The organism is Rhizobium acaciae (assembly GCF_025941625.1).
In the GTDB taxonomy this organism is placed as follows: domain Bacteria; phylum Pseudomonadota; class Alphaproteobacteria; order Rhizobiales; family Rhizobiaceae; genus Rhizobium; species Rhizobium acaciae.
In genome coordinates this window covers 1-15,506 of record NZ_JAPCZO010000002.1, presented here as the reverse complement: position 1 = coordinate 15,506, position 15,506 = coordinate 1, and the positions used below count along the sequence as shown (strand labels likewise).

Sequence of the window (15,506 nt, the reverse complement as noted above, 5' to 3'; positions counted from 1 at the left end):
ATGAAAGCACATAGCCCCACGCGGTGGCGGTTCAAACGGCCGAGCGTCATTCCGGGTTTCGGAATGGCGCTCGGCCTTACCTTGACCTGGCTCACCCTTCTGATCCTCATCCCGCTCTCGGGCCTTGCCGTCCGGTCGAGCGCGCTCGGCTGGGAGAAATTCTGGTCGATCGCGCTCGATCCACGCACGCTGAACGCGCTGCGCATCAGCTTCGGCAGCGCCTTGATCGCCGCGATCGTCAATGTCGTCTTCGGCATCATCCTCGCCTGGGTGCTGGTGCGTTACCGTTTCCCCGGCAAGCGCATCATCGATGCCATGGTCGACCTGCCCTTCGCGCTGCCGACCGCCGTTGCCGGCATCGCACTGACGACGCTCTACGCGCCGAACGGCTGGATCGGCCAGTTCCTGACGCCGCTCGGCATCAAGATCGCTTTCACGCCGGCCGGCATCGTCGTGGCGCTGATCTTCGTCGGCCTGCCCTTCGTGGTGCGCACCGTGCAGCCGGTCATGGAGGAGATCGACAAGGAAGTGGAGGAAGCTGCGGCAACGCTCGGCGCCAATCGCTTCCAGACGATTTTCCGCGTGTTGCTGCCGGGGCTGGCGCCCGCCGTGCTCACCGGCTTTGCGCTCGCCTTTGCCCGCGGCGTCGGCGAATACGGCTCGGTCATCTTCATCGCCGGCAATCTGCCGTTCAAATCGGAGATCGCGCCGCTGCTGATCATCATCAAGCTCGAAGAGTATAATTACGCCGCGGCGACCGGCATTGCGGCGATCATGCTGATCATCTCGTTCGCCATGCTGCTCGTCATCAATCTCATCCAGAGCTGGAGCAGGCGGAGGTACGGCTATGGCGCTTGATGCGACCGCTCAACCGGCAAAGCTGCGTTCGGTGACCACCGAAAACAGGATCGCGCGCTTCGCCCTGATCATCCTCTCGCTCGTCTTCCTGCTGCTGATCCTGCTTCTGCCGCTCGCGGCCGTCTTCGTGGAAGCCTTCCGCAAGGGGGCCGGCCCGTTCTTCCAGGCGCTCGCAGACACCGAGACCTTCTCGGCGATCCGCCTGACACTGATCGTTGCCGGCGTCAGCGTGCCGCTCAACCTCGTCTTCGGGGTCGCCGCCGCCTGGGCGATCGCCAAGTTCGAGTTCAAGGGCAAGGCCTTCCTGACGACGCTGATCGACCTGCCCTTCTCGGTCTCACCCGTCATATCGGGCCTGGTTTTCGTTCTGCTGTTCGGTTCCAGTACCTGGCTCGGCCAATGGTTCAGCGCGCATGACATCAAGATCCTGTTTGCGGTGCCGGGATTGATCCTCGCCACCATGTTCGTCACCTTCCCCTTCGTCGCCCGCGAGCTGATCCCGCTGATGCAGGAACAGGGAACGGCCGACGAGGAGGCAGCCCTTTCGCTCGGCGCCAGCGGCTGGCAGACCTTCTGGCACGTGACGTTGCCGAATATCAAATGGGGCCTGCTTTACGGGGTCCTGCTCTGCAATGCCCGCGCCATGGGCGAATTCGGTGCGGTCTCGGTGGTGTCAGGCCACATCCGCGGCCAGACGAACACCATGCCGCTGCAGGTGGAAATTCTCTACAACGAGTATAATTTCACCGGCGCTTTTGCGGTCGCCACGCTTTTGGCCTTGCTCGCGCTCGTAACTCTTGTTTTGAAGACGCTGCTGGAAATGCGCTACAGCGCTGAAATCGCCGCCAGCCGGCGGCACTGAAGGATTTGGAATGGAAGTACGCGTTCAAAATATACGCAAGGAATTCGAGCGTTTTCCGGCGCTGCACGATGTCTCGCTCGACATCCGCTCCGGCGAGCTGATCGCCCTGCTCGGCCCCTCGGGCTCCGGAAAGACGACATTGCTGCGGCTGATTGCCGGCCTCGAAAGCCCGACGGAGGGGCTGATCTTCTTCGGCGACGAGGATGCCTCGAAGAAATCGGTGCAGCAGCGCAATATCGGCTTCGTCTTCCAGCACTATGCTCTCTTCCGCTACATGACGGTGCTCGAAAACGTCTCCTTCGGCCTGAAGGTGAGAAACAGTGCGCGGCGGCCGCCGAAGGCCGATATCCGCAGGCGGGCGTTGGAACTGCTCGACCTCGTCCAGCTTTCCGGTCTGGAAAAGCGCTACCCGGCCCAGCTTTCCGGCGGCCAGCGCCAGCGTGTGGCGCTCGCCCGCGCCATGGCCGTCGAGCCGAACGTGCTACTGCTCGACGAACCCTTCGGCGCGCTCGACGCCCAGGTACGCAAGGACCTGCGCAAGTGGCTGCGCGATATCCACGACCGCACCGGCCATACCACCGTCTTCGTCACCCACGACCAGGATGAGGCGCTGGAACTTGCCGACCGCGTCGTCGTCATGAGTCAGGGCGCGATCGAACAGGTGGGCACGCCGGACCAGGTCTACGACAATCCGAATTCGCCCTTCGTCTTCGGCTTCATCGGCCAGTCGAACTGCCTTGAGGTCGAAATATCAGACGGCGACATTCGCTTCGAAGGCCGCTCGCTCGGCCTCAATGCCGAAGGCGAGCCGGATGGCACGGCGCAGCTCTATTTCCGCCCGCATGACGTCAGGCTCTGCGAATCAGCTGAAAACTGTATCGCCGGCCAGCCGGTTTCCAGCCGCCGCGTGGCTGGTACCCGCCATATCGAATTGGATATCGGCGCCGATCGCCCGCATATCGAGATCGAATTGCCGCCGAGCGAGGCCGACAGGCTCGACCGCAACCGGGTGGCGTTCAAGCCGACCCGCTGGAAACTGTTCCGCAGTTGATGGAGATGGGCGGCGATCGACTGCGCCGCGCGTCTTTTCGACAGCAGCAAAGGAGCTGTAACACTTTGAATTGCTGCATGATTTTATCCTTGAATCAATTCCGATTTAAGGAATATGCAGGAGGTCACCGCCGGAATCGCATTTGGCGAGAGTCCCTTGGGCTTTTTGTGATCTAAGGTTGTTTGTATTTCAGTCATATGACGAGTAAAACGTTTTCACTTAATTACAAAGGGCTGGACTAATCCCATAGGAGGCACCTGGCGTTGAGGGCGGAGATTTCCTTTGGAAAATCCCTGATCGGGATTTTGTTCGTAGGACTGGCAGCTGCAAGCTGCACGACATCGAAACCGGCGGCAACGGCGGCGAACACCAAGACGAAGCAGGGTCAACCGGCAAAAGTCACGTTCAATTATACGGCCAAGGATCGCGACTGCCTGCAGCGCGCGATGTATTTCGAATCGCAGCATTCGGACGAGGACGGCTACATGGCTGTCGGGACCGTCGTTATGAACAGGCTCACCTCCGGCGCCTATCCCCCTTCCATCTGCGGGGTCGTGGCCCAGAAAAGGCAGTTCGCGCCCGGCGTGATGACGCGCGAAGTCAAGCCGCAGGCGGAAACCGAGCTTGCGAGCGCGGCCGATGCGATCCTTATCAAGGGCGCCCGCCATCCTGCGGTGAAGGATGCGATGTTCTTCCACACCAATGGACTGAAGTTCCCCTACGACAACATGCACTATGTGACGGTCGCCGGCGGCAACGCCTTCTATGAGAAACGCGACTCCAACGGCATGCTTCAAACGCCGCCGCCGCTGCCCTCCTACGAGGTGGCGATGAACTATGTGCCCGGCGAAAGCATGCTGCCGCCGCAATTCGAAGCCCTGATCCCCTCGGCGGTTCCCGTTCCTCTGCCGGCTCCGGACCCCATGGCGACGGCGAGCACGGGGCAGATGCGGATAACGGCGCCGGTGACCGCGCCGGAAACATTGCCGGTAACATCGGTCGAGCCCGAACCGGGAATGCCCATCGCGATCCCGACCCCCCGGCCCGCCTATGACAGCGTGATGCTGCGTGAAAGCCTTCCGGCGAACGGCGGTTAATCAACCGCCCTTCCGGTTTAAGAGTTAGATGGAAGCGCGTTTTTGTTTCTGCGCAATTCCGGGACGCAAAACCGCTGCGCACTTTTGCTGGAATTGCTTTAGGCGCGCTCTTCCCAGATCTTCGCCAGTTCCACGATCGTTTTGACGGCCTTTTCCATATCCTGGCAGCTCACCCATTCGAGCGGCGAGTGGAAGGCATGACCGCCGGCGAAGATGTTCGGGCACGGCAGTCCCATGAAGGAAAGGCGCGAGCCATCCGTGCCGCCGCGGATGCTGCCGCGCACCGGCGTCATGCCGGCTCGGCGCACCGCCTCGATGGCGTTCTCGACGATCTCCGGATGACGATCGAGCACCACCTTCATGTTGCGATACTGCTCCTTCACCTCAAAACGATAGGTCGAGCCGGGATAGGCAGCCATCACGTCCTTGACGATGGCTTCGAGCATCGTTTCCTTTTCCGTCAGCCCCTTGTCGGTGAAGTCACGGATGATGAGGCTCAGCGACGCCTTCTCCATCGAGCCGGTCACGCCGGTCGGGTGGATGAAGCCCTGCTGGCCTTCCGTGGTCTCGGGGGCAAGATCCCTCGGCAGCCGGTCGATGATGGCGCCGGCGATCTTGATGGCGTTTTCCATGCGGTCCTTGGCGAAACCGGGATGGATTGCCACACCTGATATGCTGATCTCGACGCCGTCGGCCGAGAAGGTCTCATCCTCGATATGGCCGGCCGTCTCGCCGTCCATCGTATAGGCGAAGTCGGCACCGAGTTTCTTCAGGTCGACCTTGTTGACGCCGCGCCCGACTTCCTCGTCGGGCGTGAACAGGATCTTGATCGTCCCGTGCCTGATATCAGGATTGCCGACGAGCATCGCAGCCGCGGTCATGATTTCGGCCAGTCCAGCCTTGTCGTCGGCGCCGAGCAATGTCGTTCCATCGGTCGTGACGATATCGTTGCCGATCTGGTTCTGCAGTTCAGGATGATCGCTGACCCGGATCACCCGGCCCGTGTCGCCGGCAAGCTTGATATCCCCGCCGGCAAAATTCCTGATGATCTGCGGCTTGACATCGGTGCCACTGAAATCGGGCGCCGTATCCATGTGCGAGCAGAAACAGATGACCGGCACCGCCTTGTCGCTATTGGCCGGAATGGTCGCGTAGACATAGCCGTGTTCATCGAGATGCGCGTCCGCCAGACCGATCTTCAGCAGTTCATCGACCAGAACCCAGCCGAGATCCTTCTGCTTGCCGGTGGTCGGCTGCGTCGACGAGGCAGGGTCGGATTGCGTGTCGATAACGACATAACGGAGAAAGCGGTCGAGAACAGTGTCGGTCATGGCATCCAATCCAGCATAATCACACGGACGATATAGCCCTCATGGGCGATGCGGCAAAAGATTTTTCCGCTCGCAGCGCGTGAGGGTTCCACCATTCGATCCGTCTCTCAGCCACCACAGCGGCAGCGAGCAACCCACCTCAACCCTCTCAGTCGACGCGTTTTCCCTCGGCGTCGAACACATGCAGATACTGGGCCGGGAAGGCGACATTGACCTTCGGACCGGCCTTCAGCGCGTCGCGATTCAGCGTGAAGATCTTGAATGGCAGGCCATGCAGGGCAAGGTGCAGGATGATGCCGAAGCCTGTCGGTTCGACGAGTTCCACATCCGCGGCAAGCCCCGCCCCGCCGTCGCTCATCAGCACATGCTCCGGCCGGATGCCGAGCGTCACCTTTGCGCCGTCGACAAGCGGCAGAGGCTTTGCAAGCGGCACGATCGTGCCGTCCTTCAGCTTCACGCCGCCGGCATCGTAGCTGGCCTCGAGGAAATTCATCCCCGGCGAGCCGATGAAGCCGGCAACGAAGAGATTGGCGGGGCGGTCGTAGAGTTCCAGGGGACTGCCGACCTGCTGGACCACCCCGCCATGCATGGCGACGATCCGGTCCGCCAGCGTCATTGCCTCGATCTGGTCGTGGGTCACGTAGATCGAGGTCGCCTTCAGGTCACCATGCAGTTTCTTGATTTCGGCGCGCATCTGTTCGCGCAGGCGCGCATCGAGGTTGGACAGCGGTTCGTCGAACAGGAAGGCCTTCGGCTGGCGCACGATGGCGCGGCCCATGGCGACGCGCTGGCGCTGGCCGCCGGAAAGCGCCTTCGGCCTGCGTTCGAGCAGCGGATCGAGGCCAAGCTTGGCGGCGGCGGCGGCCACCGCGCTGGTGATTTTCTCCTTCGCCACCTTCCGCAGCCTGAGGCTGTAGCTCATATTGCCGGCGACATTCATATGCGGATAGAGCGCATAGGACTGGAACACCATGGCGATGTCGCGATCCTTGGGATGTAGCTCATTGACCCTATTGCCGGCGATGCGGATCTCGCCTGATGTGACCTCCTCCAGCCCGGCGATCATCCTGAGCAGCGTGGACTTGCCGCAGCCGGACGGACCGACGAGCACGACGAATTCGCCGTCCTGGATTTCCAGGTTGACGCCGTGCAGCACCTGCACATGGCCATAGGCTTTGCGGATATTCTGGATATCGATCGATGCCATTTGTTTAACCCTTGACCGCGCCGGCCGTCAGGCCCTGGACGAGATAGCGCTGGATGAGCAGGAAGAAGAGGCCGGCCGGAATGAGCGCCATGACGCCCGCCGCCATCATCTGCCCGAAATCCACCGAGAATTTCGAAACGAAAGTGAGAAGGCCGACCGGGAAGGTCGCCGCGTCATTGCCGTTGATCAGCATCAGCGCGAAGAGCAGCTCGCTCCAGGCGGCGGTAAAGACGAAGCCAAGCGTGGCGGCGATCCCCGGCAGCGTCAGCGGCAGGATGATCTGGCGAAACGCCGTGAACTGAGTCGCCCCATCGATCTTCGCCGCCTCTTCGAGATCCCTCGGGATGCCGTCGAAGAAGGACTGCATCAGGAAGGTGGCGAAAGGCACGTTGAAGGCGGTGTAGACGATGACGAGCCCGGTCAGGCTGTTGGTCAGATGCAGCGGCGACAGGATCTTGAAGATCGGCGCCACCAGCATCACCAGCGGGAACATCTGGGTCAGCAGCATCAGGGCGACGATCCAGTATTTTGCCCGGAAATTGAAGCGCGACAGCGCGTAGCCGGACAGCGAGGCGCAGATTGTCACGGTGATGGCCGTCGAGGCCGAGACGATCAGGCTGTTCTTGAAGAAGGTCGGAAAGGCGCTGTGCCGCAGCACGAAGGCATAGTGATCCCATGTCGTGTGCGACGGCCACATGCGCACGCCCTCGCTATAGAGCAGGTCGTTCGGCGTCACCGAGACCTTGAGCAGCCAGAACAGTGGAAAGAGCGCTAAGGCGATATAGCAAAGGATCGCCAGGCGGTGTGCGACGGTGGGAATGACGGATCGTCTCATGATCTCAATCCTTGTTCAGCAGCGTCTGCCGGAGCAGGATGATCAGCATCGAATAGGCAAGCAGCAGCACGAGCAGCACCAGTGCGATCGCCGAGGCATAACCGAAGTCGAGCCGCCGGAAGGCCGTCGTGAAGATATAGCTGGCGACGATCTGCGTCCGGTCCGCCGGTCCGCCATTGGTCATGACGACGATAAGATCGGCGAAGTTGGAGATCCACACGGTGCGCAGCAGCACGGTGATGGCGATCGTTGGCGCCAGGAACGGCAGGGTGATCGAGCGGAAACGCTGGAACCAGCCCGCGCCGTCGATCGACGCCGCCTCATAGAGATCGCGCGGGATCGCCTGCAGCGCCGCGAGCAGGGTGATGGCGAAGAACGGAATGCCCCACCAGACATTGGCGACGATCGGCCCCCACATCGCATAATTGGGATCGGAAAGGATATTGCCCGGCTCATGCATCAGCCCGAGGGCGAAGAGCCAGTGCGGGATTGGCCCGATGACGGGATTGAACAGCCAGGCCCAGTTGAGGCCCGCGAGGAAAGACGGCACGGCCCAGGGCAGGAAGACCAGCGCCTGCGCGATTGCCCTGCCCTTGAACGGCTTGTCGAGCAGCAGCGCCAGGATCAGCCCGAAAACGAACTGCAGGACGACGGAAGCGCCCGTCCACCACAGCGTGTTTCTCAGCGCCCCGTAGAAGGCGGCGTCGCCGGCAAGCTCGCGGAAGTGATCGAGCCCGATGAAGCCGCCGGAAAACGGATTGAGCAGCTGGATATCGCGGAAGGCGTAGGAAATCCCGACCGTCAGCGGCACCAGCATCACCGCAATGATCAGGATCAGCGACGGCGCGCTGTAGAGATAGGGCTCCGAAGCATCGGCAACGCGACGCAGCCATGGCCTGCGGTCGCGACGCATGTCGAGCGTATCGGCGGAAATAGTCATCAGCCAAGAGTTCCCGTTCGCGGCGTTCATGCGCCGTCTGTGTCATCAAAAAAGCGGCGGCGGCCTGTGTTGAGGCCGCCGCCGTCGATCCGTCGCTATTTCTTGGCGAGGAACTTCTGCTGCGCCTTGGTGAGGTATTCGGCCCACTGGTCGGCCAGATCCTTCGCCGAGATATCGCCGAGCAATGCCTGCTGCGAGGTCTTGATCGCCAGCGAATCCTTGAAGAAGGCGAATTCCTCGAGGTAGGTCGGCATGACTGTTGGTACCGTGTTCGGGTCCGCCAGTTCCTCGAACCAGCCCTTGAACTGGTCACCGGCATAGAAGGGATCCTTCTCGGCCGCCGTATAGGCCGGCAAGGCGCCGATGCGCTTGTTCCACTCGATATTGCCTTCCGGCCCTTCGAGGGTGGCGATCAGCTTCCAGGAGAGGTCCTTGTTGCCGCTGGTCGTGAACATCGACCATCCGCCATAGCCGATCGTCGGGAAGGACTTGCCGTCGGGACCCTTCGGCAACGGCATGACGCCGAAATCCTCCTTCTTCATGCGCTCGGCGATGGCGATCAGAGCGTCCGGATCCTGGTCGAGGAAAGCGCAGGTGCCGGAATAGAAGCCGGCGACGACTTCGTTGAAGCCCCAGTTGACGCTGTCCTTCGGCGCATAGCCCTTCTTGTAGAGATCGACCATCCATTCGATGCCCTTGGCCCAACCGGGGCTGTTCATCGTCGAGGTGCCGTCGTCGTTGAAGTACTTGTTCGAGCCGGCCATCGAGGCGGCGAAGATCATCCAGCCATTGAGGCCGCCCGCTCCGCCGCGCATGCAGTAGCCGTATTTGCCGGACAGTTTGGAAACCTTCTCCGAAGCGGCGGTGAATTCTTCCATCGTCTTCGGCGGCGCGGCGACGCCGGCTTCGGCAAGCAGCTTCTTGTTGTAGAACATTGCCCTGAGATAGAAGCCGTAGGGCAGCATATAGGCGGTGTTCTTGACGTCGCGGCCGAGTTCGAGCGCGCGCGGCGTCAGCTCTTTGGTGTGCTCCCACTTTTCGAGGTAGGGCTCCAGGCTCTCGAGCATGCCGTTATTGGCATAGAGCGACAGCCAGGTATCGGGCATCTCCATCACATCGGGCACGTCGCCGGCCGACACCATGGTCGCGAACTTCTGGAACGCTTCGTTCCAGGGCAGCGAGATGATGTCGACCTTGGTGCCGGGATTGGCGGCTTCGAATTTGCCGACGATCGATTTCAGCGTTTCGGTGCGCTCCGGGCTGGTGATGACTTCGACAAGCTTGAGCGTGGTATCGGCAAAGGCCGTGCCCGCCATCATCGAAGCAAAGAGCGTCGAGATTATTAGTTTTTTCATGGCTCAGTTCCCCCTTGTTAGGTTTCTCTCGGGTTTCAGGATTGTGAAGCGGCGGCGAGCGCCTCCTCGATGTCTCTCCACAGAGCCTCGGTGCCTTCGAGGCCGACATGGAGACGTACGGATCGCGCATGGATGCCGAAGGCATGTGCGGAATTCGGCTGTGCCTTCTGCTGAAGCACCACCTCGCCCGGTACGATCAGGCTTTCATGTCCACCCCAGCTTACGCCCAGTTTGAAGAGCTTGAGGTGATCGGCGAAGGCGCGGATATCGACGCCTTCGCGGAATATGAACGAAAACAGGCCCGAGGTGCCGTTGAGGCCGGCGGGCAGGCGGTTGGCGAGCCCCGGATGGCAGACTGTCTCCACCACGTCGAGCTTCTGCAGGCGCCTGGCGATTTCGAGAGCGGATGCCTCATGAGCCTGCATGCGCAGCGGCAGCGTGCGCAACCCGCGGATCAGGAGCCAGGCGTCGAACGGCGAAAGCTTGCCGCCGAGATAGGGATAGGCCTCAGCCTTGACGCGCGCAATCATCGCCCTCGAGCCGGCGATGACGCCTGCCACCACATCGCTGTGGCCGCCGATATATTTCGAGGCCGAATGGATGACGAGATCGACGCCGAGCGTCAGCGGCCGCTGGAAGAACGGGCTTGCCCAGCTGTTGTCGATCATCGAGATGACGCCGTGTTGTCTGGCAAGCGCTGCGAGCGCGCCGACGTCATGCGCCTCCATCACCCAGCTCGTCGGGCTTTCCAAGTACAAGAGCTTGGCGCCGGGCAGCGCCTGGGCGACCGCTTCCTCGTCGCGCCCGTCGACATAGGTCACCTCGATCTTCATCCGCTTCAGGATCGTACCGAACAGGCGAAAGGCATCGGGATAGACATGCTTGACGGCGACGATGCGGTCGCCCGGCTCGACGAAGCTTAAGACCGCCGACGAGATCGCCGCCATGCCGCTGGCAAAGCCCAACGCATCCTCGGCACCTTCGAGCTTGGCGAGCATTTCCTCGAAGGCACGGACCGTCGGGTTCAGCCCGCGCGTATAGATCGGCCGCACCTTCTCGCCGCGATAGGAGGCGATCATGTCGTCGTAATCGGAAAAGGTGAAAAGCGAGGTCTGGAAAATCGGCGGCACGACTGCGTCGGCGAAGTTGCCTTCGTCATGCGCGGTGATGAGGGAAGCAAGATCGAACGGTTCTGCGCCGTTGCTCATTTGGACATTTCCTTGATGTCTTCCTCGACGATATCGAGAATTTTCAATGTTTCGGCGCGCGCCGCCTCGGGATCCCCGGCAGCGATCGCGTCGAAAAGGGTGCGGTGAAAGGGAAAGGACCGGCGCGCGAAATCCTGCCGGTCGAACGGATGTTCCCAGAAGCGCTCGAAGGTCTCGCGCATCTGCTCGAGAAGCTGGCGAAACAGCGGATTGTGGGTGGCGTCGTAGACGGCGAGATGGAAGGCCAGATCCTCCGGCCCGGAGGTGCCTTTCTCCAGGTGCACACGTTCCATCGCATCCAGCTTTTCCTCGATGACGACGAGATCCGTGCTCGTGCGCCGCCGTGCCGCGACCATGCCCGCCTCGCATTCGATGCCGCGACGAACCTCCAGCGTCTGCAGCAGCACGTCGCGCAGATGAACCGTGTCGAGCGACAGCGGCATGTGGATCGTCGCCCTGGAAACCGGCTTCAGCAGATAGGTGCCGCTGCCCTTGCGCGTCTCGATGACGCCGAGCGCCTGGAAATGGCGGATCGCCTCACGAATGGTCGAGCGGCCGACGCCAAGGGCTGCCATCAGTTCGCGCTCGGCCGGCAGCCGATCGCCCGCCTTCAACCTGGCTTCCTCGACATAATCCGCCAACGCATCGGTCACCTGACGCGCGCGGTCCATGACCGGAAGCGGCCGGATCACCGGCCTGTCGCTGCTATTTGCCTTCATGGTTCCCCATTTTCTTATCAGGCAGCCGACCTCTGAAATTGGTCTGACATCTTAGCATTTCTCAAAGAGAGAAAGACGTCAAGGGGTGTTTGTTCGCAGTGGCCCCGCTCCTCCACAATGTCCTTTTGCACCCCCGAAAAGGCCCCAAAGTTGGTCTTAACCGGGCGAGGACTTGACGCTACCCCGTGCCGACGGCAGCAACCTCACCCTCGCGATGTCGGCCAGCGACAAGGCGGCGTTTAGCGCGGCCGCCGCCGTGGTCCAAAAAAACGGGTGAGGATGCGAAGAGCCTCCCGGTGATCACCGCGAGATACCGATCCTCCTCGCCTCGATCCCGCATTCTCGCGATCAGCGTTTCGCCACATGCGATTGTGCACACGCTGTAATGATTGTGCACGCGCGGGACAGCCAAATACTTCTCGTCGAAAGAAATTTCGCGCACTGCCAGCCAAATGCAGTGTCGCCCCGTCAGCTTGAAAAGCAACGGGTTTCTAGAAAAGCCATGGCCTTCCACAGCGATGTTCGTGAGACGGAAACTATGCCTTTTCACGTTCGTTCGAGTTGCAATGACGCTTAGCCGGTGGCAATTTCCAGCGCTCCACCCAACAGGACATGCCATTTGACCGATAGCAAGCTGCGATCAGCAGATCCGGAACTGGAACACCAGACCCGGCAAGGACTGCCATCGCTCGTTCTCGCTGCTCTGGGAGTCGTCTATGGCGACATCGGAACAAGCCCCCTCTATGCCTTTAGGGAAGCCCTCCACGCCACCGGTGGATCGGGAGCGGATCGTGCCAACGTGCTTGGAATTTTGTCACTGATCGTCTGGGCACTCACGATCGTCGTCACGTTGAAGTATGTGACGTTCGTGCTGAAGGCGGACAACCGGGGCGAAGGCGGCACACTGTCGCTCATGACTCTCGCCCGCGAAGGTCTGACGGGGCGCCCCAAGTGGGTGCTTGTCCTGGGCGTGATCGGCGCTTCGCTGTTCCTCGGCGATGCGATCATCACGCCGGCGATCTCAGTCCTGTCTGCGGTCGAGGGCATCGAGGTGGTCGCACCGGCGTTGTCCAACTGGGTCGTGCCTATAACGCTGACGATCATTGCCGTGCTGTTTTTCGTCCAGCGATTCGGCACGAGCGGCGTGGCGTCGGTGTTCGGTCCCGTAACGGCTCTGTGGTTTATCGTTCTTGGCGTCAGCGGGGCGATCCACATCTTTGACGATCCGTCGGTGTTGGCCGCAGTCAATCCGGTACACGCACTCCAATATATCGCAAACAACATCGGCTCGGCCATCGCGGTGCTCGGGGCCGTCTTTCTTGCCGTGACCGGCGCCGAGGCTCTGTATGTCGACCTTGGACATTTCGGACGCCGCCCGATCGTCACGGCGTGGTTTTCGCTCGTCTTCCCTAGTCTGCTTCTGAATTACTTCGGACAGGGAGCGTTCGTGCTCGCGAACCCGGAGATGGCTGAGCATCCCTTTTTCAGCATGCATCCGGAGTGGGCGCGGATTCCTATGGTCTGTCTCGCCACCGCGGCAACGGTCATCGCCAGCCAGGCCGTGATCTCCGGCGCCTATTCCCTCGTCCGTCAGGCGATGCACCTCAACCTGCTTCCGCGCCTGCGAATCCTCCACACCTCCGAAACACAATCCGGACAGATCTTCATGCCGCAGGTGAACAACCTGCTGTTCATCTTCGTCGCTGCTCTGGTACTCTTCTTCCAAAACTCGAGCGGCCTTTCCGCCGCCTATGGCATCGCCGTGACAGGCGAAATGTTCATCACTTCGATCCTCCTGTTCATCGTGATGCGCCGTATCTGGAGCTGGAAGCTGGCGGCGGCTCTTGCAGTCATCGTGCCGATTACGCTGATCGACGCCGGGTTTCTAGCCGCCAACATCGCGAAGTTCGCAGAAGGCGGATGGGTTCCCGTTGCTGTGGCGACAACGATGGCGCTCATCATGCAGACATGGACGGCGGGACGTCGGCTGCTTGCCGCCCGCACCAAGGCCGACGAAATCCCACTTTCGGCGATCATCGACAACCTGGCAAGGAAGAAGCCGCCCACGGTGCCTGGGACTGCGATGTTCCTGACAAGCGACATCGAAGGCGCGCCGACCGCACTTCTCCATAGCCTGAAGCACTACAAGGTGCTCCATGAGCAGAACGTCATTCTCAGCGTCGTGACCTCGACCACGCCTTTCGTCCCGGACGACGAGAAAATTTTTCTCGAAAGCTTCAATCGCCACTTCAGTCGCCTGGTGATCACGTTCGGCTACATGGAGACGCCAAACATCCCTCGTGCGCTCGTTCTCGCCCGCAAGCTTGGTCTGAAGTTCGACATCATGTCGACCTCGTTCTTCCTTTCCCGCCGAACGATCCTCCCGTCGAAGAAGGGCGGCCTGCCGTTCTGGCAGGACCGGCTGTTCATCTCGCTCGCGGAGAATGCCAGCAATGCGACAGACTATTTCGGGCTGCCGTCGGGGCGAGTGGTCGAACTCGGCCTGCAGACAACCATCTAGCGGCTGCCGATGAGCGCCGATCTTCCGTCACATTGCGAGGAACGCCGATCTTGTCCGTCTTCGATCTCATCTCGCTGCTTCTGGTTCTCACTGCCGGGTTCTCCTGGGTCAACCATCGCTTTTTGAGGTTTCCCCCCTCGATCGGGATCCTTGTGATGGGACTTGCGGCGTCGGCGTTGCTGGTCCTGCTAGAGCTTTCCGTTCCAAATGTCTCCATCTACGCGGACGTCGCAGCTCTTGTGCGACAGGTCGACTTTCAAACGACCGTCATGAACGGGCTTCTCGCCTTCCTGCTGTTTGCTGGCTCGCTCCACGTCGACTTTTCCGCTCTTCGGTCTCGAGTCGCGGTTGTTGGTGCGATGGCCACCATGGGCGTGCTGCTTTCCACGGTGATCGTAGGCGTCGCGATGTGGGCCCTGGCCTCCCTCCTTGGCCTAGAGCTGCCATTCCTGTGGGCGCTGGTGTTCGGCGCATTGATCAGCCCGACGGATCCGGTGGCGGTTCTCTCGACGCTCAAGGCCATCAAGGTCCCGCAAGCGCTCGAGACGGACATGGCGGGCGAGTCGCTATTCAATGACGGCGTCGGCGTCGTCGTGTTCACCGCCCTGCTCGCAATGGCGAGCGGGGGCGCAGACGTCGGCGCGGCGAAGGTCGCGGAGCTCTTCGTGGTCGAGGTACTGGGAGGGGCAGTGATTGGCCTGGTATCTGGTTATGCCGCATACCGGGCGATGAGGGCGATCGACGACTATCCCGTCGAGGTGTTGATTTCCATCGCGCTGGCGATGGGTTGCTATTCCCTCGCCTCCGCACTGCTTATGAGCGGTCCGATCGCCGTCGTGGTCGCCGGAATCCTCGTTGGCAACCGCGGACCGAAGGACGCGCTCAGCGACGTGACGCAGCGATATCTCTTCGGCTTCTGGACGTTGGTCGACCAGATCCTGAACTCGGTGCTCTTCCTCCTTATCGGACTTGAGGTACTTGTTCTTCGCTACGAGGCGTCGATCCTGCCGCTCGCCCTCGCCGCCATACCGGTGGCGCTCGCGGCCCGCTTCGCGTCGACCATCATCCCCGTGACCCTTCTGCGCAGACAATACGACTTCGTCCGCGGAACCGTGATCATCCTCGTATGGGGAGGTCTCAGGGGCGGCATATCGATCGCCTTGGCGCTGTCCCTTCCAGAAACGCCCTTCAAGGCGCCTCTGCTTGCCGCCACTTATGCCGTCGTGATCTTCACGATCGTGGTCCAGGGGCTGACGCTGGGGAAAGTCGCCACGCGATCTTTGCGGCCGTCCGGCCCTTCACTTTAAAGAATAACAGTAGCTTGAGTGGACGCGGAAATGAATATCAGCAGGAAGTGGATTCCCTTCGTAATCATAGTCCTGGCCCTCCTAGCGGCGGCGCAAATCGCGATAGTGGGCGCAGGGGCGATGGGCTGGTTCGGCTCCTTGTGAGATGGCTGCTCACAAAGACCGCCATCGAGTCGCCCAGTCACATTGGCAACAACGGCTGCGATGATCCGGGC

14 protein-coding genes are annotated in these 15,506 nt (G+C 61.2%); 6 read left to right on the top strand and 8 right to left on the bottom strand.

The annotated features are described in order from the left end of the window. The 4 genes from cysT (at position 1) to OLZ32_RS03860 (ending at position 3,868) form a co-directional block, all read left to right on the top strand. On the top strand, positions 1–858 hold the full coding sequence (gene cysT, locus OLZ32_RS03875; protein WP_264419626.1) for a sulfate ABC transporter permease subunit CysT: 858 nt from the start codon (positions 1–3) through the stop codon (positions 856–858). Continuing rightward, positions 848–1,720 (top strand): sulfate ABC transporter permease subunit CysW, encoded by an 873-nt coding sequence (cysW, locus tag OLZ32_RS03870; RefSeq protein WP_017992098.1) that lies wholly within the window; start codon positions 848–850, stop codon positions 1,718–1,720. The genes cysT and cysW overlap by 11 nt, the downstream gene beginning before the upstream one ends. 10 nt (positions 1,721–1,730) lie before the next feature. Next, positions 1,731–2,771, top strand: coding sequence for a sulfate/molybdate ABC transporter ATP-binding protein (locus OLZ32_RS03865; RefSeq protein WP_011655113.1), 1,041 nt, complete (start codon positions 1,731–1,733; stop codon positions 2,769–2,771). 263 nt (positions 2,772–3,034) lie between these two features. Continuing rightward, on the top strand, positions 3,035–3,868 hold the full coding sequence (locus tag OLZ32_RS03860; protein ID WP_017992100.1) for a cell wall hydrolase: 834 nt from the start codon (positions 3,035–3,037) through the stop codon (positions 3,866–3,868). A 98-nt stretch (positions 3,869–3,966) separates the two neighbouring features. Here the strand turns inward: OLZ32_RS03860 and pepT are convergent, their stop codons facing one another. The 7 genes from pepT to OLZ32_RS03825 all read right to left on the bottom strand — a co-directional run bounded on the left by pepT (position 3,967) and on the right by OLZ32_RS03825 (position 11,463). Further along, the gene (pepT, locus tag OLZ32_RS03855; protein WP_264419624.1) at positions 3,967–5,199 is read right to left on the bottom strand and encodes a peptidase T; all 1,233 of its coding nucleotides are present in this window, start codon (positions 5,197–5,199) and stop codon (positions 3,967–3,969) included. A 148-nt stretch (positions 5,200–5,347) separates the two neighbouring features. After that, positions 5,348–6,406, bottom strand: coding sequence for an ABC transporter ATP-binding protein (locus tag OLZ32_RS03850; RefSeq protein WP_264419621.1), 1,059 nt, complete (start codon positions 6,404–6,406; stop codon positions 5,348–5,350). Positions 6,407–6,410: 4 nt separating this feature from the next. Next, complete coding sequence (locus tag OLZ32_RS03845; protein WP_264419619.1) at positions 6,411–7,241, bottom strand: carbohydrate ABC transporter permease; 831 nt, start codon at positions 7,239–7,241, stop codon at positions 6,411–6,413. A gap of 4 nt (positions 7,242–7,245) precedes the next feature. After that, entirely contained in the window at positions 7,246–8,181 is a 936-nt protein-coding gene (locus tag OLZ32_RS03840; protein ID WP_011655107.1) for a carbohydrate ABC transporter permease, read from the bottom strand. A gap of 95 nt (positions 8,182–8,276) precedes the next feature. Further along, on the bottom strand, positions 8,277–9,536 hold the full coding sequence (locus OLZ32_RS03835; RefSeq protein WP_003547731.1) for an ABC transporter substrate-binding protein: 1,260 nt from the start codon (positions 9,534–9,536) through the stop codon (positions 8,277–8,279). Positions 9,537–9,571: 35 nt separating this feature from the next. Next, positions 9,572–10,744: a PLP-dependent transferase gene (locus OLZ32_RS03830; RefSeq protein ID WP_264419616.1), complete on the bottom strand. Its 1,173-nt coding sequence runs from the start codon at positions 10,742–10,744 to the stop codon at positions 9,572–9,574. Continuing rightward, positions 10,741–11,463 (bottom strand): FadR/GntR family transcriptional regulator, encoded by a 723-nt coding sequence (locus OLZ32_RS03825; protein ID WP_264419614.1) that lies wholly within the window; start codon positions 11,461–11,463, stop codon positions 10,741–10,743. The genes OLZ32_RS03830 and OLZ32_RS03825 overlap by 4 nt, the downstream gene beginning before the upstream one ends. 619 nt (positions 11,464–12,082) lie before the next feature. Here OLZ32_RS03825 and OLZ32_RS03820 point away from each other — a divergent pair. After that, on the top strand, positions 12,083–13,984 hold the full coding sequence (locus OLZ32_RS03820) for a potassium transporter Kup (protein WP_017992106.1): 1,902 nt from the start codon (positions 12,083–12,085) through the stop codon (positions 13,982–13,984). Between the two features lie 50 nt (positions 13,985–14,034). Further along, positions 14,035–15,291, top strand: a complete 1,257-nt coding sequence (locus OLZ32_RS03815; protein WP_264419610.1) for a cation:proton antiporter — start codon at positions 14,035–14,037, stop codon at positions 15,289–15,291. Here the strand turns inward: OLZ32_RS03815 and OLZ32_RS03810 are convergent. After that, positions 15,288–15,506, bottom strand: a 219-nt coding sequence (locus OLZ32_RS03810; protein ID WP_264419608.1) for a hypothetical protein, incomplete at its 5' end; no start/stop codon positions are given. The two genes, OLZ32_RS03815 and OLZ32_RS03810, sit on opposite strands and share 4 nt — an antisense overlap.

What these genes read in the sequence shown, in the direction of transcription:
- OLZ32_RS03865 (WP_011655113.1), top strand. Translation starts at nt 1,731, where the DNA reads ATGGAAGTACGCGTTCAAAATATACGCAAGGAATTCGAGCGTTTTCCG.
- cysW (WP_017992098.1), top strand. Translation starts at nt 848, where the DNA reads ATGGCGCTTGATGCGACCGCTCAACCGGCAAAGCTGCGTTCGGTGACC.
- cysT (WP_264419626.1), top strand. Translation starts at nt 1, where the DNA reads ATGAAAGCACATAGCCCCACGCGGTGGCGGTTCAAACGGCCGAGCGTC.
- OLZ32_RS03845 (WP_264419619.1), bottom strand. Translation starts at nt 7,241, where the DNA reads ATGAGACGATCCGTCATTCCCACCGTCGCACACCGCCTGGCGATCCTT.
- pepT (WP_264419624.1), bottom strand. Translation starts at nt 5,199, where the DNA reads ATGACCGACACTGTTCTCGACCGCTTTCTCCGTTATGTCGTTATCGAC.
- OLZ32_RS03825 (WP_264419614.1), bottom strand. Translation starts at nt 11,463, where the DNA reads ATGAAGGCAAATAGCAGCGACAGGCCGGTGATCCGGCCGCTTCCGGTC.
- OLZ32_RS03840 (WP_011655107.1), bottom strand. Translation starts at nt 8,181, where the DNA reads ATGACTATTTCCGCCGATACGCTCGACATGCGTCGCGACCGCAGGCCA.
- OLZ32_RS03835 (WP_003547731.1), bottom strand. Translation starts at nt 9,536, where the DNA reads ATGAAAAAACTAATAATCTCGACGCTCTTTGCTTCGATGATGGCGGGC.
- OLZ32_RS03850 (WP_264419621.1), bottom strand. Translation starts at nt 6,406, where the DNA reads ATGGCATCGATCGATATCCAGAATATCCGCAAAGCCTATGGCCATGTG.
- OLZ32_RS03830 (WP_264419616.1), bottom strand. Translation starts at nt 10,744, where the DNA reads ATGAGCAACGGCGCAGAACCGTTCGATCTTGCTTCCCTCATCACCGCG.